Below are 21,222 nucleotides of genomic sequence, written 5' to 3' on the forward strand. Positions count from 1 at the left end.
ATGAACGTCGCCGGTTCGGATATCGCCGTTTGGGCATCTTGCTTGCTAGAGAGGGGTTTGAAGTGAACCACAAGAAGCTGTTCCGGCTGTATCGTGAAGAAGGTCTTGCTGTGCGTCGCAGAAGGTCGCGCAAAAGGGCTTTGGGCACGCGCAGGCCCATCCTTGTGCCGGATCGAGCCAATCAGCGCTGGTCTTTGGACTTCGTGTCTGACGCCTTCGCAGACGGCCAGCGGTTCCGCGTGCTGTGCATCGTGGATGATTGTACGCGCGAGGCGCTGGCAACCGTCGTGGATCGTTCGTTGTCAGGCGCGCGGATGACCCGTGAACTGGATGAGTTGATCCGCAGGCGCGGCCAACCCGACATGATTGTCTCAGACAATGGAACCGAAATGACTTCCCACGCTGTGCTGCGGTGGTGTCAGGACACTGGAGTTGGCTGGCACTACATCGCACCAGGCAAGCCAACGCAAAACGCGTTCGTGGAAAGCTTCAACGGTCGACTACGAGATGAATGCTTGAACGAACACATCTTTGGCAATCTCGCCGAAGCCCGAAAGATCATCGAAAACTGGAGGATCGATTATAACACACAAAGACCACACACATCACTCGGCGGGCTGGCCCCGGCAGTCTACGCCAATCTCAACCGTGCCACCCGGCCTGCCTCGCTTGAGCTCCGCAAAGGATCCGCTCAGCAGGCCTTGACCGCAACCAAATCAACAGAAAGAAACAGGAACGGATTCTACACCTGAACCGCCCGGATCAGGGGGCTGGGTCAGTTTCCTCGATTTGCGCTTTCAGCTCCAGTGGTTCTGGCAGTTGATCACTTGGCTGACGGATCGAGCGATGGATGGCCATAGGGCGCCGTTCCATCACATCCGACGATAGGATCGCCGTGACCTGATCCTGATCCGCTTTGGCGAGACGTCCATTGATGCCGATATCACCGATGCGCGTGAACTTCTGATAGGTGAACTCAAACACATTCCCATCCGGCGACTGGACACGCAGAACTTCGCTCTCGCTTGTTGGAGCAGCGTCGCTGCGTTCTGCGTAGACGGCTAGAACATCATCAAGTGGATCGCCCGGTTGCAGGCCGAGGATCTCGTATGGGTAGGGGCGGGGCTCAGGCGCATAATGGGCGTCAGCGCGTTTTCGGCGAGGGCAGGCACGGCCAGCCAGGTCAGACCAAGGGCACGGGTCAGCGATAAACGGATCATGCGACGGCCTTTCTTTTGTAAGCGAACGGGGATTGGTCGCCTGTAAACGGTTCCAGACGCTGACCTTCCAAGGCCCATGCGACCTCGAATGTGAATTTTTGAACTGCCACCCATGCCTTCAGCGCATCGCGATAACGGGCAAAGCCGGGTTTGTCGGGCTTGCAAGCGAGCGATGAGACGAAGTGTGCGATGTCACCATTCAGCAGCTGATCAGAGATAGCTTCGGACCAAGGCAGTTCGGATTGCAGGACCGGATGGTAACGGAACGCCTTGCGGGTTTCAGCAGCCTCAAGTGCGCCATTCCGGCATCCGGTGATCAAACCGAGCAAATGTTCTGGACATCCAAGGTAATCGCTGACTCCCTCAACGATGCACTTGGCTTCAACGGGACTGATGGCGGGGGCAATGATCAGATCGGCGAGGCCGAGGGCGGCGAGCTGCGGTTCTTCCAGTCGAGCCTTTGTATCGACCAAGAGGATATCGATGCCGCGCGCGTCAGCAGCGGCGGCGCTGTCCTCGACCCCATCGCGCGTTTTGCATTCGATCAATTCCAGCTGGGGCGGGCGAAACCTGCACGCCGCCATATGCACCATCCAGTTTTGCAAGGTCGAACGAAAGCGGCCATCCGCACTACCGCCCGCCAGATCGATGCAGTCCATCACCGCAACCCGCTTGCCTTGCGACAAGAAACCCGACGCAAGCGCCATCGTGGCGATGGTGCGGCCAGAGCCGCCCTTGTTGGCGAAGAAGGTGATGGTGTGCATGGCTGACCTCTCTGTGTCTGGTTCAATGACGATAGCAATATCCATTTTTTAGATAATCTGATAACTGGATTAGCGCTGATGCGAAAGTGAGTTCGCGTCAGCATGGCAAAAACAATCAGAAGCAAAGGCCATGAAGCGCTCTGTGAAGCGCTGATAGCTGCGCGCAAGACCGCCAGCCTGACCCAAGCCGAACTGGCAGCTCGCCTGCGTTGTCATCAGTCTTTCGTTGCGCGTGTCGAAAGCGGTGAGCGGCGCATCGACGTGATAGAACTGATCGTCCTCGCGCGTGCTTTGGAAGCTGATGCGGCACAGCTCCTTCAGGCAGCCGAAGTTGCTACGGAAATGGATCACAGAATATAGAGTGGTATACATACTATAGTTGATAACATTATAGTATGTACTTCGCAATAGTTTGGCTCATGGATGTGCGCAAACTCGTCGGCCGGAATTTTGCCAGGCTCAGAAAACAGAAAGGGCTCACCCAAGAGGATGTTGAGGCACGTTCCGGGTTCAGCCAGCAATACCTGAGTGGCTTGGAGCGCGGGCAGCGAAACCCTACAGTGATCACGCTTTATGAATTATCGCAGGCACTTGAGGTCAGTCATCTCGAACTTCTGACGCCTGATGGCGCAGCTGATGCGGCATAATCCTGCGAATGCGGGAGTGAGCCCGACAGTTGAGCGATGATGGCGAGATCAAATTCATTGGTGCTGGCGGCCTCTGGAGCCGGGAAGAAGAAGTCCTGCTTTACGATGCGACGGCTGCGGGGATGGCAACCGCCGACATAGCCGCCCGCCACGGGCGCACCGTTGGCGGCATCAGGGCGCGTCAGCGGCGCATGCAGCTGCGGGACAGGAAATCCGGTAACCTGATCGACCCGCTGCCGCCACTGCAGCATTTTGCCAAGGCCGAGCGTCAAAGTATGATGCCTGATCTGGCACGGAAGACACGTCCGCCCAAGGCGAAGAAGACAACGTCAAAGGCAGCTAAAGAACAAATCCCCGATTTTGAATTTAACCCGGATGATGATCCGATCTCTCTGATCTGGGAAGCAGTTCAGCACGACATCCAGCATGTTGTTTCACCGCATGGCCATGATGAAGCGATGCGCATGCGCAACCAGGATATCGCGCTCAAGCGCTTCGATCCTGGATCGGCCCTGCAAGCCGCAGTCAGGCTGGAAGACCTGAGCCAGACATACGGCATCACACGCGAGCGTGTCCGTCAGATACAGGAAAAAGCCGAAAGGATGCTGGCAACCCGTTCAACGACAAGACCGCGTGCCTGTCAGCAGGTTCTAGCAACGCTAGTGGCGCGCTATGCGGATGATGAGGATGACAGCGCCCAGATATGGCTGGTACGCCTTCTTCTCGAAGCGCATGTGTCCCATGATTTTGGATGTCTTGTCTTACGCGTTGCAGGAACTGTGCTCGGATTACCATCCGAACAAAGCAAATTGCTCAGGGGCAGATATGCAGAGGCCGTGGTGCAACTCCCTCGTGCGCGAAAACGACATGAGCGCACGCATGAGGTGGCGTTGAAAAGAGATCAAAGGATATCGCGGGCGGATGCCTTGGTCCTGGGTGTTCTCAAACAGGCCACCTTCGGTGGACACACGGCCGCTAGCCAAATCCCAGTTAATGCTGACTTGCCAGCATTGCGCTCATGCAAGGGGGAGCGCGAGATCTTTGTGTCCTGTCTGCAGCGTATGATTGCCTTCGAAAGCGATGGCGAGCGCCGTCTGATCCGTGCTTTGGATCAATGCACGATCGTCGATCAGTTTGTGGCACAGGCCCTCGAAATACCTTATGCCGATCCTGAATATGGTGCGCGCAGCTATTTCCCGGATTTGCTGCTGAAGACCACCGAAGGCCTGGTCTTCGTCGTTGAAATCAAGGCGCGGCCCATGCTTGCGGATCGTGAGGTTCAACTCAAGGCTGATGCTGCCACGGATTATCTTGGCAAGCGGGGTGTCGGTTACTGTCTCGTGGACAGGAATGGTGATGGCTGTGACGAGATCCGCAAGGTTGCGGTGGCCGACACACTGAAATCCGTCATCCGTGACAAGCTGCGAGAGAAAGGAACGTTCCGGTTTAAGGATCTCAAGGCGCATCTAGGCCCTTGGCCGAATGACGCGGATGTGGATGAGGTGCAGAGTCTCGCCCTGGCGCACGATCTTGATTATCGCGCGCAGCTTTGGCCATCAGAAACAAGTAAATTCGGCACGCGGCTGGATTTTGCCCTCCGGCTTGGTCCCTTCACTAAGCGATCAACCAAAGAGGTTCAGCATGGGGCAGATTGAGCGAAAGATTATCTCAAGCCCGGACGGTGGCATGATGCAGCTTTTTGGTGATCTTGCAGTCCGCTATCAATCGGAGATCGACATGCATGACGCTGCGGTCTGTGGGTGTGAGAGAACTGAGTTGCGGGTCAAGATGACAGCCAGTGGCGGTCCAATGTGCAAGGCCCAGTGCCTCGATTGCGGCGCGCCTGTCGGGAATGCGGTGCCCAAGCAACCCGATTTGCCGAACTGGGATCACGAGCTGCAGCCTGCATACCTTGCGGTGCGCAAAGAAGCGCGTAGCAAGATTCAGCGCAAATTTATCCGGCTTCAGGTGCAAAAAGACGATGAGCTTGCGGTAAAGTCCAACGACTGGCGGGCCGAATATGAGGCATATCGGCGGACACGGGCATGGCAATCCAAGAGGTCGAAGGTCATGCGGCGCGCTAACGTAGTATGCGAAGGGTGCCTCGACGCGCCGGCAACTGTGGTGCATCATACAACCTATGCCAATGTTGGCGATGAGCTCCTGTTCCAGTTGGTAGCGCTATGCCGCGATTGCCATGCCAAAGCCCACCCGGAACATAATGAGCCGGAATTCTACGACAACGACTATCTGCCTTGCTTTCAGTGTCGCTGGGGAGGTGACGGTATCCAGTGTGGGCGGTTCGAGGTGTCAACATATGAGGCTCTTGAGGCGGGTGGGGAGTGCGGTCCCGGGTTCGGCGCATTCGAGGGGCTGAAATGACTTCCGGGCGGGTTTCAAACCGCAAGCTCACACTGCCGTCGCCTGGGCTGGTAGCCCTATTGAGGCGTGTCTCGACGAAGACCGGCATGGCAGATCAACGATCAAACTTGTCGAGGACCCACTTTGATTGTTTCAGGCCATGGTTATTGGTTAAGATTAGCGATTAGAACCTTTGAGGAGAAGTATGACCACTAATGTCATCCAAAAATTCGCGTTGGTTGTCGATCGTGCGGATATTTCGCTTGGTGATGATGGTTGGCTGCCGGAATTTGTTGCTGAGATGAACGATGCCGGGTTTTCCATGAAAGGCGGATTTTACCTCGGCATGTCGGTCACTTGCGAAGATGATGAGGATTTAGCTGCGTTCGCGTATATACCCGTGGCGCGGCGTATGCAGCCGGTCGCGCGAGAGCCGGACAATGAACACGAGGCGGGCCTTCCCGCATTCATGGAGTACAGGGCGTTTCCGACAGGCAATAGTGATAGTCCGAATTGGGGTGCCGCGATGGTGAACGGATTGATTGCCGCAAATCGGGGTGAGCTGCCAAGAGCCTGGTTAGAGAAGGGAATGTCAGGGCTTGAAACCTCGGATCAGTATAGCTGAGTTCACGCTGGCTGATCTGATCCGGGCTGCAGAGTTGCGGCTGACTTTTCGCATTTTTGTGCCGCATCTTGGCCGTGGTTGACGGATAGTTAATTTGGAGTTGACGATTCGTCTTTTGGTTGTTCTATCCACCCCCTCCTGTCCCTCTCTCGATTGGTCCTGATATGCGTTACTTTTCTGCCTCTTCTCTATGTTTTGTTGCGTCCTTGTGGACGGTTTCGGCGTCGGCCGATGTTGCCGAGGGTGTTGAACTGCTCAACGCGGGGGATGTGTCGGGTGCGGCCACGGAATTTGCGGCCGCTTATGAGGCAGGTGATGCGAAGGGTGCGTTTTATCTGGGTCGTCTCTTTGAGCTGGGCCTTGGGACCGAGCAGGACGAGATGCGAGCGGCGAACCTGTATTCGGCCGCTGCTGAAGGTGGTGCGACCAAGGCGCAGGTGCGGCTGGGCCTGATGTATCACGAGGGGCGCGTGCTGCTGCGGGATTATGTGGAAGGCACGCGGCTCTTGTGTGAAGCGGCGGATGCGGGTGATGCCGATGGGCAGTTGAACTGCGGTCTGGCTTATCGCGCGGGGCGCGGCGTTGAAACGAATGACGTCCTCGCCCTGTCCTATTGGCAGAAGGCCGCAGATCAGGGTAATATCCTGGCGATGAACGTGCTGGGGCAGACGGCGCTGGATGCGGGCAATGTGGAGCAGGCGGCGACCTATCTGAAGCAATCGGCCGATCTGGGCAATGCTGGCGGCATGTACGAATATGCCAAGCTGTTGATGGTTGGGGCATCGCCTGATCCGGTCACGGCCTATTCCTACGCCAATCTGGCGGTGGTGCGCGGTCTGGCCGATGCCGGTGTGCTGCGCGACGAGATCGAGGCGCAGTTGACGGCCGCGCAAATCGCCGAAGGTCAGGCACTGGCGCGTGAATGGACCGAAGCCCGCATTCTGGCCGACAACACCGCGAACTGAGATTTTCCGTGATGTGTGTGTTCAGGCCAGCACTGTCTGCTGGCGCATTGATCCTTTCGGCAAGTGCTCTGCAAGCGCAGGTGACCTGCATTCCGATTGACATGATCGACGTCACCGGGATCACCTTGCTGTCCGACAGGGCGGTCGATGATGCGCTGGCCCCGTTTCGCGGGCAGTGCCTCGATATCGAGGGGATCAACGGTGCGTTGGAGGCGATCACCTTTCTCTATGTGGATCGCGGCTATGTGACGGCGCGGGCCTATCTGCCGGAACAGAACATCGCGGATCGGTCGCTCGATATCACCGTGGTCGAGGGCGAATTGTCCGCCGTCCGCTTCAACGGCGAGAACCGCCCGGTCTGGCAAGCGATTGTCTTCCCCAGCCTTGTTGGCAAATCCGCGAACCTGCGCGAGATCGAACAGGGCCTCGAAATCATCCGCGGCATGCCCGCCTATGATGCGACGATGGAGATCAGCGCAGGCGAAGAAGAAGGTCAGTCGGTGCTGGAGGTGACAGCGACGGCAGAGAAGCCCTGGACCCTGCGGATTGGTGCGAACAACCAGGGCACGGAAGGACGTGGCGAGTTCCAGAGCACCTTGGATGTGACCTGGGATCATCTCTTGGGCCTGAACGAAAGCTGGGCGTTGAACTATTCCCGTGGGGTGGAAACACATCCGTTCTCTTCGGATACCGGTGGCGCCTTGTCCGAGAATATCGGCGGCTCGGTCCGCTTTCCCTATGGCCGTTGGGCGCTGACGGGCAATTACCGATACTCTTATTACGAGACCGATACGCTGGGGCCGATCACGACGATTGGCACGGATGGCTGGACCCATACGGCCGATATCGGGCTGAGCCGGGTCATGCACCGCAACCAGACCAGCAAGACGACATTGTCAGGCACGATTGCCTATCGCGAGAATGTCAACCGGATCGCGGAGATCAAGATCGATGCGTCGAGCCGCATCCTGTCGAGCGCCCGGATCGATCTGGAACAGGAACGCAGCCTGTGGGGCGGCTCGCTGACGGCGCGTGTCGGCTATGAGCAAGGGCTCGAGGCCTTTGACGCCGAAGAGGCCGCTGATCCGCTGGTTGGTCCGAACCCGCAATTCCAGCTGGGTGATTTTGAGCTGAGCTATTACCGGCCCTGGCAGGTCGCGAGCGGCCAGTTGAGCTATACCGGTGTGCTGCGCGGCCAGTACAGCGAGGATGATCTGTATGGAGCCTATCAGCTGACCGTAGGTGGTCTGTCGTCGGTGCGCGGGGCCAAGACGCTGGATTTTGATGGGGATGAGGCAGGGCTGTTTGCGGGCAGCACGGGGGCTGTCTGGCGCAATGATGTGGCCTGGACGCTGAATGCGGGGCGCACCGATTGGTTCGGCAGTTTCCAGACCTATGCGGCGCTGGATGCGGGCGCTGTCGAAGTGGATGGCAGCGACCGGGCGCGTCCGCTGATCGGGTCGGCCATTGGTCTGCGCACGGTCGGGGGGACCGTGTCGTTTGATGTGGGCTATCAGGAGGTGTTGCGGATGCCCAATGATGCGACGCCACCGGATGGTATTTTTGTGGCTTCTCTCTCGGCCCGTTTTTAAGGAAAGTATGTGCGATGACAGGCAAGATCAGAACCTCTTTTAACAATGCCGTGTCAGCGCTCTGCATCGGTCTGATCACCACGCAGCCGCTGTTGGCGCAGCAGATCGTGGCCGACGAGAACGGGCCGCAGGTGATCGACAGCCATAACGGCACGCCGATGGTGATGATCAACACGCCCGACGCCAATGGCGTGTCGCACAATACCTATACGGATTTTGGCGTCGGGCCGGGCGGCGCGATCCTGAACAATGCCGATACGGATACGGCCCTCACGCAACTGGGCGGGCGCATCCAGGGCAACAGCAATCTGCGCGGCGGGGCGGCGGGGATCATCCTCAACGAGGTGACCTCGACCAACCCATCGGTGCTGAACGGCTTTCTGGAGGTCGGCGGCCAGCGGGCGGATGTGATTGTCGCCAACCCGAACGGGATCACCTGTGACGGTTGCGGGTTCATCAACACGAACCAGTTGACGATTACCACGGGTGAACCAGCATATACGGGCGATCAATTCACCGGCTTTTCTGTCGAAAACGGTCTGGTGGCAATCGGTGCCGGTGGTCTTGATGCGTCTGACACCACGACCTTTGACATTCTGTCGCGACAGATCCGGGTTGGTGGCGTTGTGCAGGGGCGTGAGATCCGCCTTGTCGCCGGGCGCAATGATGTCGTCTACGCCACCGGCGTCGTGACAGAAAAGAGTGGCGAAGGCGACCCGATTACGGGACTTGCGATCGACTCGACCGTGGTTGGCGGCATGTTTGCCGATGCGATCACCATCACCTCCACCGAAGACGGCGTAGGCGTGCGCGCCCCGCGCGACATGGCAGCCAATGCGGGTGGCATGACCATCACCGCCGATGGCCGTCTGGTGATGAACAATGCCAGCGCCAGCCAGAACATGACCGTGCGCAGCACCGAACGGGTTGTGGTGCAAGGTGATGTTGCGGCCCAACAGGTGGATGTGACCAGCGCCGAAGATCTGGTGCTGGAAGCGAATGCCAGATTGGTTGCGGACAGCGCTGCGTTGCTGAATGTGGGTGGCGATCTGGATGTCGGCGCGAATGGAGAGATCACCGCCACGCGGTTTGATCTGGATATTGCGGGCGCGTTCCGCATTGGCAGTGACGCGGATGTGACCTCGGTTGAGACGCTGGATGTCGATGCGGGCAGCCTGATCAACATGGGCACGCTGGCATCGACAGATGGCGGCCTTCTGGTCACCACCAGCCTCGATCTGACGAATGAAGGGCTGATGTTCGGCGATGCCGGGCTGAGCCTGCGCAGTGATGCCGACATCACCAATAACGGCGGCACGATCATCTCGAACAATGGCATCACGATCCGGGGCGACGGCAACGCCCGGGCGAATGCGTTCACCAACCAGTTCGGCGGTGTCGTGGAAACCATCGGCGGCGATATCAACATTGCCGCGCTCACCTTCAACAACACCCGTGCGGCCCCCGTCATCGTGGACAACGACATCACGACGGATGGCACCATCGCCCCCGGTGAGGAATGCGACCGGCAGACCTGTTATGAAGAGATTCAAACGTCTGACAGCTTTGACTATGACAGCGATCGGTCGCAAATCCTGTCGGCGGGCAACATCACGATCACCGCGGATGACGTCACCAACGCCTACAGCAGCATCTCGGCCTTTGGTGACATCACCATCGCCGCCGACACGCTCAATAACATCGGCCGGAACTATTTCCGCAACGACAATGGCACGGCGGAGTTTATCGGCGCAGACTTCGGCGTGATCGAGGCCGGTGGCAACCTCGATCTGACCGAGATTGAAGGCTATATCCAGAATGGCGCGCAGACGGCGATCACCAATAACCGCGCAGGGCCATCCAACACCGATCTGAGCGATATCAGCATCGATTCCATCGGCAACCCCGATCTTGTGGTCGTCAACCGTGACCCGGATGCGGAATTCCTCGTCGAAACCCGCCCCGAATTTGTCGATCTCGATCAGTTTGTGTCCTCGGATTACTTCCTGCAAGCCATCGAATACGATCCCGAACTGCGCCGGTTTGGCGACGCCTATGCCGAAGCTCTTCTGATCCGCAAGCAGCTACAGGAGCTGCTGGGCCAGCTGATCCTGACGACGGGTCTTGACGAGCGCGCCCAGATCGAGGCGATGTACAATAACGCCATCAACGAGTTGGAAAACCTCGACCTGACCCCCGGCGTGGCCCTGACCCCCGATCAGATCGGGGCGCTGACCAGCGACATCATCTGGCTGGAAGAGACGGTCATCGACGGTGAGCGGGTGCTGGCCCCCAAGGTCTACCTGGCGAACCCCGAAATCCGGTTTGCGGGTCTGAGCGGCGCGATGATCACCGGGCGCAATGTGGACGTGCGCACCCGCAATTTTGACAATTCCGGGAACATCCGGGCGACGAACAACCTGAGCATCGCCGTCAGCGACACGTTTCGCTCCACCGGTGGCACGATCTCTGCCGAGAACATCGCCGTCGTCGGCAACAATATCGAGATCGTGACGGGTGCGCAGACGCTGGTGACGGAACAGGGTGTGACGTTCTTCCAGCGTAGCGGTGATACCGATCGTGAGGACATCGCGGTCCCTGCGGCCTCTCTGGTTGCGGGCAGCACGATTGTCCTGACCGCCCGCGATGCGATCACCGCCACCGGGGCGCGGATTGAGGCCGGCGACAACATCACGCTTCTCGCGGGCGGCGATATCACGATTGGCGCATTGCGCCTCGCCTCGGCCAAGGGGGATCGGCGCGGCTCCAACCGGGACTATGTCGAACGGGTCGATCACCTCACGACCAGCCTGACGGCGGATGGGGACATCATGCTCCTGTCGTCGGGCAATGCTTCGGGCCGGAACAACATCGTCCTCGAAGGGGCCAATCTGACCGCTGGTGGCAATGTGGGCATGATCGCGCAGGACGGTGATCTGATACTGGCCGCGGTCCAGGACTTCTATTTCCGCGACTACCGGCGCAAGAAGTCCGGGGCCTTTGGCTTCAACACCAAGGTTCGCGAGCGGATGACGACCCGCATCACCAACGAGGTGGTGGAGATCGAGGCGGCCGCCATCACCGGCGTCGCCGACAATAACATCTATGTCGAAGGCAGCCGCTTTGTGATCCCCGGTGTCGCCGGGGCGGATGTGGCGCCCGGCCAGTTGTCGATGGTGTCGGTCAATGGCAGTTCCGTCTTCGCAGCACCGTTCGATCTCTTCGCCGAAACCAGCTACCGCAAGAACAGCACGGCCTGGGGTCTGATCAACAACTCATCCACCGACAATAACGCCCATTCCATCGCGCGTGGCGTCTTTGCCGACACCGCCGGTGACATCGCGCTGAACTCGGGCGGTGACCTGACGCTCACGGCGGTGGACTTCAACGCAGGCGGGCAGTTCGTCACCAAGGTCAGCGGCACGACCTACCTGCTGGCCGCGATCAATCAGGATTACCAGTTCACCTTCACCCACCGCGACAACGGCGTCATCATGACCGACACCACGGTCGAGGACATCTCCGAAAGCGTCACCTTCAACCGGATCACGGCCGCAGGCGGGGTCAACCTCGATCCGGACTCCCAGATCGTCCTGTCCGCCATCCGCGACCCGCTCTTTGACAGCGCGCACCCCGCGACATGGACGACCGAGGCCGAAAACGGCCGGTCCATGCTGGCCAACGCCTATCTGGGCATCGACTCACCCGCGAAAGACCAAGGATCGGGCGATGATGGCAAGAACTTCCTGCGCAGCCTCGCCGAGCAGGCAACAGAAGAGGAAGAAGATAACCGGCACTGGCGCGAGGGTGGCGAATGGACCGAGGAAGGTGAATTCCGCGTCCGGCAGGTCGCCCTGCCCACAGGCGCAAACGGGGCCGAATACGCCTATCTCGACGGCGTGTTGGGGCGTGACGACACAATCAACGAGCCCATTGAACTCGTCAGCTACCATTTCTATGACCGGCAACGGGCGCTCAACCCGGCCTTCAAGGCGCTGCTGACCATTGCCGTCACGCAGGGGCTGGGTGGTCTGGAAGTGCTGCAGATTGCAGAAACGCTGGGGGCCGCAGCGAACACCGCCCTGGCCACAGGCATCAACGCAGCATCCACCAGCTTCGCCGCGACCCTCGTGGTCGAAACGACCGCTGGCGTGGTGGCAGGCGACGTGGATATCAACGCCATCGTCGGCGCCGCCAGCTTCTCGGGCCTCTCCGCAGGGCTGACCAGTGGGATCAATCTCGATACATTCGGTGGTTCCTTTGAAGGGATGGCATGGGCTGAGACGGCCTATGGCTTCGGCGATGGCCTGACGTTTGCAAATCTGGTCGAAAGCGGGATCGACGCCACGCTGACCGCCGGGCTGAACACGGCCGTTCATGACACCGACTTCCTCGACAGTTTTGCAGACAATCTGGAAGCGTCTGCCGTCAACCTCGCCATGGCCGACCTGCAGACCGGGATCGGAGATGGTGTCAGCGCGGGAACGTACGCCGAGGGCAGCCTGCCCCACGCGCTGCTCCACGGAGCAGTAGGATGTGCGGCAGCCGAGGCGCTGGACGGCAACTGCGCATCTGGGGCGACAGCCGGGATCGCGCAGTCGGTCTTTGCAGGGCTGCAGGAAGATGCGCCGGAACGGGGGGATTTTACCTCTGATGAGGCGTTTGCATCGGCCAACAACGCTTGGAGAAACCAGCTTGCCGATCAAGCCGAGATGCTTGGTGCTCTGACCGGCTATCTGACGTCGGGCGGCAAGGCCGTAAATGTCTCGAATGCTGCGTCGATTTCGCAGTCCGGGTTCCTTAACAACTACCTGAAACATGACGAAATCGCGGTTGCACAGGATCTGCTGGCTGAACTTGAGCAAATCTGCAGCCCGTTCGGAGATGCCGTGGCCTGCCTGCGCGGCGAACGCTCATTGGAGATACAAGAGAAACTTCGCGAACTTACGGCAACGTCAACTCAAAACACACGCGACATGATTGCGGCCTGTGAAGGTGGGCGCGTTGCAGAGTGCCGGGCACATATCAGTGCTGCAAAGGAGTTCCTCGAATGGCGGTATGACGGCTGGAACAACAGTGGGCGTTTTGATGTTGGTGCCGGTATCGCAGCAGGCGACCTAGACTGGGAACGCAATTTCGATGTGCTGGCGGTCGATGTTTACGAGCGCCTCATGGATGGTGAGATTGCAACTGTTGAGGCGGCTCAGGCGGAAATCACCGCGCGGATTGCGCGCTATGATGGCTGGATGAATGTCGGTGTTGGCAGTCTTGCCACGGCGGGTGTCGGCGTCACCTGCGTCTACAGTCTCGGGGCGACCTGCTATCTTGCCGGTGCCGCAGCGGTCGTCGGCAGCGCGGATGAACTTGTGGATGGCGTCAGTTCGGTCGCCACGGGAGAACCGGTCGAGAATCCCTATGTCACGATCGGGCAGATGGCGGGCCTTTCCAAAGAGGATGCCACACAGGTCGAGGCCCTGCTGGATACCGGTGCTGCGTTGGTCGAACTGGGCGCCGGCGGCTTTGCAATCCTGCGCGGCGGTCGGGTGATCGGACGCATTGATGATGCCGGTAGCAGTGCACCGGTAGTTCGCATCGGGGATGGTGGTGCTACAAATACTACAGGATTGACTACCGCTGACTTCCCACAAGTAAGAACAACTGTAAGTCAAAAGCAAAATCGGCACATAGATGGCCGACCTGAATATCGCGGTGGCGGAACACTTTCTAGCCAAGCAGATGCGCAAAGAGTGCTCGATGCATATCATAGTGGTGATGCAGTGATTTTGGGGCAGACATCACAAGGGTTCCCCGTCGTACGTTTCAATGGAGTAACGGGTATCAACAACAATGTAGGTGCTGGTATAACTAACCAGCAAACGAACGTATTCATCGTAAAGGGGACTGCTAGCCCAAGCATTGTTCCTGTAAATCCAAACTGGACACCGTGATGCCTTCGCTATCTGATTGGAATTGGTACGTTCTGATGCTTGTCCAGGCATTGCTTGGGGTGATCTCAGGCAACTTTAGAGTAGTGACACTTGAGTTTGCGGGGGATCATTGGGTTGTAGAAGCTTGGTTGCTCGAAGAAAATCAACAGGATAGCGATGAGTTTTTTGATTCGGTCGATGAGTTCTCAATATTCATCGAAGACGTGAAACAACAGCTTTCGTCTTGCTCATATCAGAAAATAGTCGGCAAAATCAGAATTGGCGCAGAGCCGCTTGCAAGCAATTTCACAGATGACACCAGAGTGGTATTTAAAAGGAGAGAGACATGAAAATGTAACGATCTATTGCCACAAATAATGGACTGCCGTCAGCTGGTGCAGTAAACTTTATGGATGACGTAGATGGTTTCTTTTTGAATGCTAGAAACCGAACTGATGTTGATCCCAACGAGTATTTTGATGTTGTTGCACATGGCAACTCCAATCAAATTCAAATCAATACACCCAATGGAAACGTGCTAGTTGATCATCGGACAGCGGCTCGTTTGATCCAGCAACAACCAGGCTACAACGGTCAGAGTATTAGGTTGCTTTCATGTTCTACTGGTCAGTGCGATACTGGTTTCACTCAAAACTTGGCGAATTCACTCAATGTCACAGTTGAGGCACCAAGTGATATTCTCTGGGCCTATCCAAATGGGCAAATGGTTGTTGCTCCACGTGGCGCCAATGGATTGCCTGATTTGTCCAATCAAGGACAGTTCAATACGTTTGTACCTGGAGGAAATGTTGCGGACTAAGGCGTTAGAATGCGAATACCCGGATTGCGAAGCTGAGGCGAAAGTAGAGGGTAGTACGCAAGGTTTGTATTGTTCCAAGTGTCAAAAGTGGCTTGTAGCAGCTACTTTCATTCCACCTATCGACTCGGATACACAAGAATATCGAGTCATACTGGTAGGCGGTGACTTCAGAAACACGGAGCACGTGAAGGCAATCTCTAGTGTATCAAACGTGAATTTTTTGCAGGCTCGCAATATGTTGCAAGAAGCCGCAGCTGAAGTTATCAAAGATAGAGCTAGAACTGTACAATCTGCGGTATCTTTGTTGGCCAGCGTTGGTATTCGGTACCGCATTGAACCCGATTTTCCCTATGAAACGGATGATGCTTAGCGGAGACTAAAATAGTAGATCACGAATCCAACTCTTTAGCGAAGTTGATCAGCTCCAATTCGATAGTCACCCGCTCAACCAAATCTTGCGGCTCTTCGTGGGCATGGTTGAGATTGACGGCGTAGGATTTGCCCAAATGCGGATTGCCGATGAATCTGGCGAGTATGGCCGTGCGTGTCCGAGTGTGCCAGTCTGACTTCATGACTGCAGCCCGCCTTTTTGTCATTCAGCTGTGCCTCTGGCTTAACACGTTCGGCGCGCCTGCCTCTGCACACACCCCGCTCACGGTCGAAACAACCGCCGGTGTCGTCGCAGGCGACGTGGATATCAACGCCATCGTCGGCGCCGCCAGCTTCTCGGGCCTCTCCGCAGGGCTGACGGCGGGGGTGGATATTGAGACCTTTGGTGGCTCGTTCGACGGCATGGATTGGGCCAACACGTCGGCGTTCGACGTAGCCGGGTTCGGCAGCCACCTGACCGTCGCGGGGCTTGTGGACGCAGGGATCGACGCCACGTTGACGGCGGGGCTGAATACGGCTGTCCACGATGATATCGACTTCCTCGAAGCATTCGGCGGCAGCGTGGAAAGTGCTGCGATCAACCTTGCCATGGCGGACCTGCAACAGGGGATCGGGGATGGTGTCAGCGCAGGAACGTACGCCGAGGGCAGCCTGCCGCACGCGCTGCTGCATGGCGCTGTCGGGTGTGCTGCTGCGGAAGGGCTTGGCGGCGATTGTGCATCAGGCGCGGCTGCAGGCATTGCGCAATCGGTATTTGCAGGGCTGCAGGAAGGCGCGCCTGAACGGCTGCGAGGGCAGACCGATGAAGATTACGCTACGATCTATGCAGCATGGAAAAACGACGTTGCGGGTCAGGCAAACCTGTTGGGCGCCGCTGTTGGTTATGCCACATCTGGAGGCGCTGCTATTAATGTTAGCAACGCAGCGAGTATTGCGCGGTCCGGGTCACTCAACAACTACCTCAGCCATATGGAAGAGAGCGAGCGGATCAAGGCCCGTCGCGCATTGGAGGAGTGCAATGCAACGGGGCAATGCACGCAAGCCGAAATCGCCGCGCTTGAGGATACCATCGATTATTGGACGGCGCTTGACGAGGGGCGCGACGCAAGAATCCGGGAGGAATGTGAGGCAGACCGCGGAGGGTCGCTCTGTCGCGATCTCGTCCTGCAGGCGGCGCAAGCGGTTGGTCTTTTCCCGCGCAACCCGATGGAGGCATATGCCCACGCAGATTTTTCGGGAAGTTTCTCGGAAGCATTGGCACGTTATGCTGAATATGGCGAAGAACTGACCGGCGATCCATTTTGGGATGACCTCGCTGAGACAGAGCGCTGGAAATTGGAAGAGTACCAATCAACGCTCGTGTTGCTTGATGAGCATAGCGACGTTTACCTGTCAGCGGGGCGTCTACAGGCGACAATGAACATGCTGGAAGGCGTTCTTGTGGTCGCCGGTGGGTTCGGCGCGACGCGACCGGCTCCTACGACGACAACCGGAGAATTGCGTGGTCAACCCACCGTTACGGCAACCGCAGAAATAAATGGCCAACGCATCGTCGATCACAATCAAACTGCAAGGCCTGCCAATCAAGCTGACCCGGCAGCGCCAACGCTGATCTCGGATCTTGTCGCTGCCAAGGAGGCACGACGTGGTAGAGACTTACCGAACGGCAACATGGCAACTGCGCATGCCGAGATTGGGGCCATTCAGCAGGCGTATGACAGGGGTCTAACGCAGGGGGCATCAATGAAAATGACTGTATCGGGACAGCGAGTTTGCGACCATTGTCTCAGCGATATGCGTCATATGGCAGATCGGGCAGGTTTGAATCGCCTCACAATACATGAGGTCGCAACCGGTCGTACTCTTACGTGGACGCGGAACGCTGATGGAACAATGGGTAGGAGAATGGTGGAAGAACAATGAAGTTCTGTTTGTCTTCTGACGTAAGCAAGCACAACGGTTCATGGCAGCAGCCAACCTGGCAACAAGTATTTGAGAAACTGACCATCCTCAAAAAGTCACACGGTTGCGTTGGTTTGGATCTTTTGGAAGGCAACCCATATGGAATTGACACTCTGCAGGTCAGATATGATGGCACACGCTACGTCTTGTCACACTTGTTAAACACCGAGGACGATGAGGAGGTCTACGATTTCATAGAGCCAAACTCCTGCGGTGATCCACATAAACTAACAGACGTGCTGGGCGATCTTTGGAGTGAAGCCAGTGTCTGCACCGATTTCTCTTATGTCTTCAAGTACTTCAAGGAATTCTGGGAAACCGGAAAAGTGTCATTGGAGCATTTCTCCTGAGTGTTGTGATCATCATCCGCACTCTGCTATTTGCGCTTACGCTGGGAGGAAGCACTTCTGTACTCCCTGAGCAACTCCACCCTGCAATAACCGTCGAAACCCCCGCTGGCGTCGTCGCAGGCGACGTCAATGTGAGCGCCATCGTCGGCGCCGCCAGCTTCTCAGGCCTCTCCGCAGGGCTGACGGCGGGGGTGGATATTGAGACCTTTGGCGGCTCGTTCGACGGCATGGATTGGGCCAACACGTCGGCGTTCGACGTAGCCGGGTTCGGCAGCCACCTGACCGTCGCGGGGCTTGTGGACGCAGGGATCGACGCCACGCTAACCGCGGGGCTCACGACAGCCGTCTACGATGATATCGACTTCCTCGAGGCGTTCGGCGGCGGCGTGGAAAGCGCGGCGATCAACCTCGCCATGGCCGACCTGCAGGAGGGGATCGGGGATGGTGTCAGCGCGGGAACGTACGCCGAGGGCAGCCTGCCCCACGCGCTGCTCCACGGAGCAGTAGGATGTGCGGCAGCCGAGGCGCTGGACGGCAACTGCGCATCTGGGGCGACAGCCGGGATCGCGCAGTCGGTCTTTGCAGGGCTGCAGGAAGATGCGCCGGAACGGGGGGATTTTACCTCTGATGAGGCGTTTGCATCGGCCAACAACGCTTGGAGAAACCAGCTTGCCGATCAAGCCGAGATGCTTGGTGCTCTGACCGGCTATCTGACGTCGGGCGGCAAGGCCGTGAATGTCTCGAATGCTGCGTCGATTTCGCAGTCCGGGTTCCTTAACAACTACCTGAAACATGACGAAATCGCGGTTGCACAGGATCTGCTGGCTGAACTTGAGCAAATCTGCAGCCCGTTCGGAGATGCCGTGGCCTGCCTGCGCGGCGAACGCTCATTGGAGATACAAGAGAAACTTCGCGAACTTACGGCAACGTCAACTCAAAACACACGCGACATGATTGCGGCCTGTGAAGGTGGGCGCGTTGCAGAGTGCCGGGCACATATCAGTGCTGCAAAGGAGTTCCTGGAGTGGCGTTATGACGGCTGGAACAACAGTGGGCGTTTTGATGTTGGTGCCGGTATCGCGGCAGGCGACATAGACTGGGAACGCAATTTCGATGTGCTGGCGGTCGATGTTTACGAGCGCCTCATGGATGGTGAGATTGCAACTGTTGAGGCGGCTCAGGCGGAAATCACCGCGCGGATTGCGCGCTATGATGGCTGGATGAATGTCGGTGTTGGCAGTCTTGCCACGGCGGGTGTCGGCGTCACCTGCGTCTACAGTCTCGGGGCGACCTGCTATCTTGCCGGTGCCGCAGCGGTCGTCGGCAGCGCGGATGAACTTGTGGATGGCGTCAGTTCGGTCGCCACGGGAGAACCGGTCGAGAATCCCTATGTCACGATCGGGCAGATGGCGGGCCTTTCCAAAGAGGATGCCACACAGGTCGAGGCCCTGCTGGATACCGGTGCTGCGTTGGTCGAACTGGGCGCCGGCGGCTTTGCAATCCTGCGCGGCGGTCGGGTGATTGGGCGCATCGACGATGTTGGCGATGGTGTTCAGGCAGTGCGCATCGGGGATGGTACTGCAAATAATGCAGGGCCAAATCTCTCGCAGAGCCAAATTGACGAAATTACTGGCACGGCACGTGGCCAACGACCTGAACCTTCGACTTATATGTCGCAAGCTGAAATTGATGCTCACTTAGGCCGTTTTGATGATGGTGCTGTTAGGTTTACGACACTTGAGAACCTCGAAACTTATGGAACTGCGGGTGGACCGGATGCATTCGTCATGCCCAAATCCGAGTTTGATCAGATCGTGTCGGATGCTGGTGGCAACATGAGAGTAGTGGAGCAAAAATTGGGGCTTGACGCAGGTACGCTTTCAAATGGCGATTCAGTGGCCCTTTATGTTCCGCCGGAAAACCTTAGTGGAATTAGGATACCAAGTGGGAACGAAGGCGGAGCCAATACTCAATGGTTGCCGGGTGGATTTACATCGGGTGGCACAGCCGAAGCCGTTGTTGACCTAAGAAATGCACCACTCATTGAAATAGAGTTTTAGTGGAGGTCGTTGTGAAGCTGAAGCCTTTGAAGATTGATACCGAAAAAAGAGACCGCCACTTAGAGTTGAGGGACGGAGAGTATTATTTTTGTAATGCAAAAGGGAGTGAGACCGAACTTTTGGGGATGCACTGCAAGGCTTTTTGCTCAGATGGCGCTTACTTTTTCCAGTTCGACAGCGGGCACTATATGACCAAATTTGTCAACGCTGAGATGACGAAGAAAGAGTTTATTGCGCTGCGAAGCGGTGAAATTTCCTTCGACAAACTCAACAAGAAGTACGCAAAACCTGATTGAGCGGCAGTCAACGTTCCAACTATTTTGCTACGCTCTGCTGCTCCAGTTCGATGGTCACCCGCTCAACCAAATCTTGGAGTTCTTCGTGGGCATGGTTGAGATTGACGGCATAGCTTTTGCCGAAATTTGGATTGCCGATGAAGCCTGCGAGGATGGTCATAAACGCTTGGCCGTGCCAATCTGACAGTATGATCTTGGCCAGATTTCTTCTTGCGCAGTGCGTCTTGTGGTTTCTGACCATCTGCGCTCCCGCCGCAGCCACGATCAACCTCGCCATGGCCGACCTGCAGGAGGGGATCGGGGATGGTGTCAGCGCGGGAACGTACGCCGAGGGTAGCCTGCCCCATGCGCTGCTGCATGGGGCCGTGGGTTGTGCGGCGGCAGAAGGGCTTGGCGGCAACTGCGCGTCGGGAGCGGCGGCCGGGATAGCGCAATCCGTCTTTGCAGGGCTGCAAGAAGGCGCGCCTGAACGGCTGCGAGGGCAGACCGATGAAGATTACGCTACGATCTATGCAGCATGGGAGCGTGATGTTACGGCGCAGGCAAATCTGCTGGGTGCCGCTGTTGGGTATACGACCTCGGGCGGACAGGCTGTTAATGTCAGCAATGCTGCAAATATCGCCAAATCAGGGGTCGTGAATAACTACCTTTGGCACGATCAGTCTGACAAGCTCGAGACGGCACGGGCCAACCTTGCCGCGTGCGAGGAAAATGGCGATTGCAGCGCTGCCGAAATACAGTTTCTGACCGAACGAATTGCCTATTTTGAGGGCCTTGACGCATTTACCGACAGAGAACTCCAAGCGGCCTGTGACGCTGATCCCACCAGTCCACTCTGTCGCGCCTATGTCGCTGACGCTCTTTGCGCTGCAGAAAGCCGCGGCGCGACTGTATGCGGTGGCACGCCGCTTGGGTTCGAGCGGTGGGGTTATCATAGCCCGACAACTGTTCACAACGCGCGTCTCGCCGAAGCCGGGCGTGATTACAATCCGCGGTTCGCGATTGACCAGGCGAACCGTGAAAATCTACAGGCGACGCTTGATCTGCTGTCGAACTACGATGCAACGGTTGAGGCAATCCGCCAATATGACAGCATCGGTGGAGCCTTGGATCTTGGCCTTGGTTGAGGTGCCCCTAGTTTCCTAGACACCCGCCTGTTTTAGTTTGAGCTGTCTTTCTTCGAAGTCAACGGGCGACAGCATGCCGTTGTTTGTGTGCTTGCGTTTCGGATTGTAGAACATCT

Annotated in this window: 21 protein-coding genes; 16 read left to right on the forward strand and 5 right to left on the reverse strand. The window is 57.5% G+C overall.

Going from position 1 to position 21,222, the window contains the following annotated elements:
* Positions 1 to 752 (forward strand): IS3 family transposase (locus tag V8J85_RS19550; RefSeq protein ID WP_339955468.1); only part of this gene is annotated, 752 nt, incomplete at its 5' end.
* 10 nt (positions 753 to 762) lie between these two features.
* Here V8J85_RS19550 and V8J85_RS19555 read toward each other — a convergent pair.
* From V8J85_RS19555 to V8J85_RS19565, 3 genes are all read right to left on the reverse strand, one after another.
* On the reverse strand, positions 763 to 984 hold the full coding sequence (locus tag V8J85_RS19555) for a hypothetical protein (protein WP_339955469.1): 222 nt from the start codon (positions 982 to 984) through the stop codon (positions 763 to 765).
* Positions 985 to 1,061: 77 nt separating this feature from the next.
* Positions 1,062 to 1,220 carry a hypothetical protein gene (locus V8J85_RS19560; protein ID WP_339955470.1) on the reverse strand — a complete coding sequence of 53 codons (159 nt, stop codon included), beginning with the start codon at positions 1,218 to 1,220 and terminating at the stop codon, positions 1,062 to 1,064.
* Positions 1,217 to 1,984: a division plane positioning ATPase MipZ gene (locus V8J85_RS19565; RefSeq protein ID WP_339955471.1), complete on the reverse strand. Its 768-nt coding sequence runs from the start codon at positions 1,982 to 1,984 to the stop codon at positions 1,217 to 1,219. Before V8J85_RS19565 ends, V8J85_RS19560 begins: the two co-directional genes overlap by 4 nt.
* 102 nt (positions 1,985 to 2,086) lie before the next feature.
* Between V8J85_RS19565 and V8J85_RS19570 the strand changes: the two genes are divergently transcribed.
* The 10 genes from V8J85_RS19570 to V8J85_RS19615 all read left to right on the forward strand — a co-directional run bounded on the left by V8J85_RS19570 (position 2,087) and on the right by V8J85_RS19615 (position 14,921).
* Complete coding sequence (locus tag V8J85_RS19570) at positions 2,087 to 2,344, forward strand: helix-turn-helix domain-containing protein (RefSeq protein WP_339955472.1); 258 nt, start codon at positions 2,087 to 2,089, stop codon at positions 2,342 to 2,344.
* 59 nt (positions 2,345 to 2,403) lie between these two features.
* Positions 2,404 to 2,631 (forward strand): helix-turn-helix domain-containing protein, encoded by a 228-nt coding sequence (locus V8J85_RS19575; protein WP_339955473.1) that lies wholly within the window; start codon positions 2,404 to 2,406, stop codon positions 2,629 to 2,631.
* Between the two features lie 191 nt (positions 2,632 to 2,822).
* On the forward strand, positions 2,823 to 4,286 hold the full coding sequence (locus V8J85_RS19580) for a TnsA endonuclease N-terminal domain-containing protein (protein WP_339955474.1): 1,464 nt from the start codon (positions 2,823 to 2,825) through the stop codon (positions 4,284 to 4,286).
* 31 nt (positions 4,287 to 4,317) lie between these two features.
* Entirely contained in the window at positions 4,318 to 5,013 is a 696-nt protein-coding gene (locus V8J85_RS19585; protein WP_339955475.1) for an HNH endonuclease, read from the forward strand.
* Between the two features lie 184 nt (positions 5,014 to 5,197).
* Positions 5,198 to 5,617, forward strand: a complete 420-nt coding sequence (locus tag V8J85_RS19590) for a hypothetical protein (RefSeq protein WP_339955476.1) — start codon at positions 5,198 to 5,200, stop codon at positions 5,615 to 5,617.
* Positions 5,618 to 5,823: 206 nt separating this feature from the next.
* The gene (locus V8J85_RS19595) at positions 5,824 to 6,582 is read left to right on the forward strand and encodes a tetratricopeptide repeat protein (protein ID WP_339955477.1); all 759 of its coding nucleotides are present in this window, start codon (positions 5,824 to 5,826) and stop codon (positions 6,580 to 6,582) included.
* A gap of 11 nt (positions 6,583 to 6,593) precedes the next feature.
* Positions 6,594 to 8,174 (forward strand): ShlB/FhaC/HecB family hemolysin secretion/activation protein, encoded by a 1,581-nt coding sequence (locus V8J85_RS19600; protein WP_339955478.1) that lies wholly within the window; start codon positions 6,594 to 6,596, stop codon positions 8,172 to 8,174.
* Positions 8,175 to 8,224: 50 nt separating this feature from the next.
* On the forward strand, positions 8,225 to 14,122 hold the full coding sequence (locus V8J85_RS19605) for a two-partner secretion domain-containing protein (protein ID WP_339955479.1): 5,898 nt from the start codon (positions 8,225 to 8,227) through the stop codon (positions 14,120 to 14,122).
* Positions 14,122 to 14,451 carry a hypothetical protein gene (locus tag V8J85_RS19610; protein WP_339955480.1) on the forward strand — a complete coding sequence of 110 codons (330 nt, stop codon included), beginning with the start codon at positions 14,122 to 14,124 and terminating at the stop codon, positions 14,449 to 14,451. The genes V8J85_RS19605 and V8J85_RS19610 overlap by 1 nt, the downstream gene beginning before the upstream one ends.
* Before the next feature lie 59 nt (positions 14,452 to 14,510).
* On the forward strand, positions 14,511 to 14,921 hold the full coding sequence (locus V8J85_RS19615; protein ID WP_339955481.1) for a hypothetical protein: 411 nt from the start codon (positions 14,511 to 14,513) through the stop codon (positions 14,919 to 14,921).
* A 389-nt stretch (positions 14,922 to 15,310) separates the two neighbouring features.
* Here the strand turns inward: V8J85_RS19615 and V8J85_RS19620 are convergent, their stop codons facing one another.
* Entirely contained in the window at positions 15,311 to 15,493 is a 183-nt protein-coding gene (locus V8J85_RS19620) for a hypothetical protein (RefSeq protein WP_339955482.1), read from the reverse strand.
* On the opposite strand from V8J85_RS19620, the gene V8J85_RS19625 reads away from it, so the two are divergent.
* The 4 genes from V8J85_RS19625 to V8J85_RS19640 all read left to right on the forward strand — a co-directional run bounded on the left by V8J85_RS19625 (position 15,492) and on the right by V8J85_RS19640 (position 19,979).
* Entirely contained in the window at positions 15,492 to 17,234 is a 1,743-nt protein-coding gene (locus tag V8J85_RS19625) for a cytidine deaminase-like fold-containing protein (protein WP_339955483.1), read from the forward strand. The two genes, V8J85_RS19620 and V8J85_RS19625, sit on opposite strands and share 2 nt — an antisense overlap.
* Positions 17,231 to 17,623, forward strand: coding sequence for a DUF6911 family protein (locus tag V8J85_RS19630; RefSeq protein ID WP_339955484.1), 393 nt, complete (start codon positions 17,231 to 17,233; stop codon positions 17,621 to 17,623). The genes V8J85_RS19625 and V8J85_RS19630 overlap by 4 nt, the downstream gene beginning before the upstream one ends.
* A gap of 131 nt (positions 17,624 to 17,754) precedes the next feature.
* Positions 17,755 to 19,683, forward strand: a complete 1,929-nt coding sequence (locus V8J85_RS19635; protein WP_339955485.1) for a DUF637 domain-containing protein — start codon at positions 17,755 to 17,757, stop codon at positions 19,681 to 19,683.
* A gap of 11 nt (positions 19,684 to 19,694) precedes the next feature.
* The gene (locus V8J85_RS19640) at positions 19,695 to 19,979 is read left to right on the forward strand and encodes a hypothetical protein (RefSeq protein WP_339955486.1); all 285 of its coding nucleotides are present in this window, start codon (positions 19,695 to 19,697) and stop codon (positions 19,977 to 19,979) included.
* Between the two features lie 19 nt (positions 19,980 to 19,998).
* Here the strand turns inward: V8J85_RS19640 and V8J85_RS19645 are convergent, their stop codons facing one another.
* On the reverse strand, positions 19,999 to 20,139 hold the full coding sequence (locus V8J85_RS19645) for a hypothetical protein (protein ID WP_339955487.1): 141 nt from the start codon (positions 20,137 to 20,139) through the stop codon (positions 19,999 to 20,001).
* 28 nt (positions 20,140 to 20,167) lie between these two features.
* On the opposite strand from V8J85_RS19645, the gene V8J85_RS19650 reads away from it, so the two are divergent.
* Positions 20,168 to 21,106 carry a DUF6862 domain-containing protein gene (locus V8J85_RS19650; protein ID WP_339955488.1) on the forward strand — a complete coding sequence of 313 codons (939 nt, stop codon included), beginning with the start codon at positions 20,168 to 20,170 and terminating at the stop codon, positions 21,104 to 21,106.
* Positions 21,107 to 21,222: the final 116 nt, after the last annotated feature.

The organism is Yoonia sp. 2307UL14-13, assembly GCF_037572755.1.
GTDB lineage: Bacteria > Pseudomonadota > Alphaproteobacteria > Rhodobacterales > Rhodobacteraceae > Yoonia.

Coding starts and splice junctions, on each gene's coding strand:
- V8J85_RS19560 (WP_339955470.1), bottom strand. CDS start 1,220: ATGATCCGTTTATCGCTGACCCGTGCCCTTGGTCTGACCTGGCTGGCC.
- V8J85_RS19565 (WP_339955471.1), bottom strand. CDS start 1,984: ATGCACACCATCACCTTCTTCGCCAACAAGGGCGGCTCTGGCCGCACC.
- V8J85_RS19570 (WP_339955472.1), top strand. CDS start 2,087: ATGGCAAAAACAATCAGAAGCAAAGGCCATGAAGCGCTCTGTGAAGCG.
- V8J85_RS19575 (WP_339955473.1), top strand. CDS start 2,404: ATGGATGTGCGCAAACTCGTCGGCCGGAATTTTGCCAGGCTCAGAAAA.
- V8J85_RS19580 (WP_339955474.1), top strand. CDS start 2,823: ATGCAGCTGCGGGACAGGAAATCCGGTAACCTGATCGACCCGCTGCCG.
- V8J85_RS19585 (WP_339955475.1), top strand. CDS start 4,318: ATGATGCAGCTTTTTGGTGATCTTGCAGTCCGCTATCAATCGGAGATC.
- V8J85_RS19590 (WP_339955476.1), top strand. CDS start 5,198: ATGACCACTAATGTCATCCAAAAATTCGCGTTGGTTGTCGATCGTGCG.
- V8J85_RS19600 (WP_339955478.1), top strand. CDS start 6,594: ATGTGTGTGTTCAGGCCAGCACTGTCTGCTGGCGCATTGATCCTTTCG.
- V8J85_RS19610 (WP_339955480.1), top strand. CDS start 14,122: ATGCCTTCGCTATCTGATTGGAATTGGTACGTTCTGATGCTTGTCCAG.
- V8J85_RS19615 (WP_339955481.1), top strand. CDS start 14,511: ATGGATGACGTAGATGGTTTCTTTTTGAATGCTAGAAACCGAACTGAT.
- V8J85_RS19625 (WP_339955483.1), top strand. CDS start 15,492: ATGACTGCAGCCCGCCTTTTTGTCATTCAGCTGTGCCTCTGGCTTAAC.
- V8J85_RS19620 (WP_339955482.1), bottom strand. CDS start 15,493: ATGAAGTCAGACTGGCACACTCGGACACGCACGGCCATACTCGCCAGA.
- V8J85_RS19630 (WP_339955484.1), top strand. CDS start 17,231: ATGAAGTTCTGTTTGTCTTCTGACGTAAGCAAGCACAACGGTTCATGG.
- V8J85_RS19645 (WP_339955487.1), bottom strand. CDS start 20,139: ATGACCATCCTCGCAGGCTTCATCGGCAATCCAAATTTCGGCAAAAGC.
- V8J85_RS19650 (WP_339955488.1), top strand. CDS start 20,168: ATGATCTTGGCCAGATTTCTTCTTGCGCAGTGCGTCTTGTGGTTTCTG.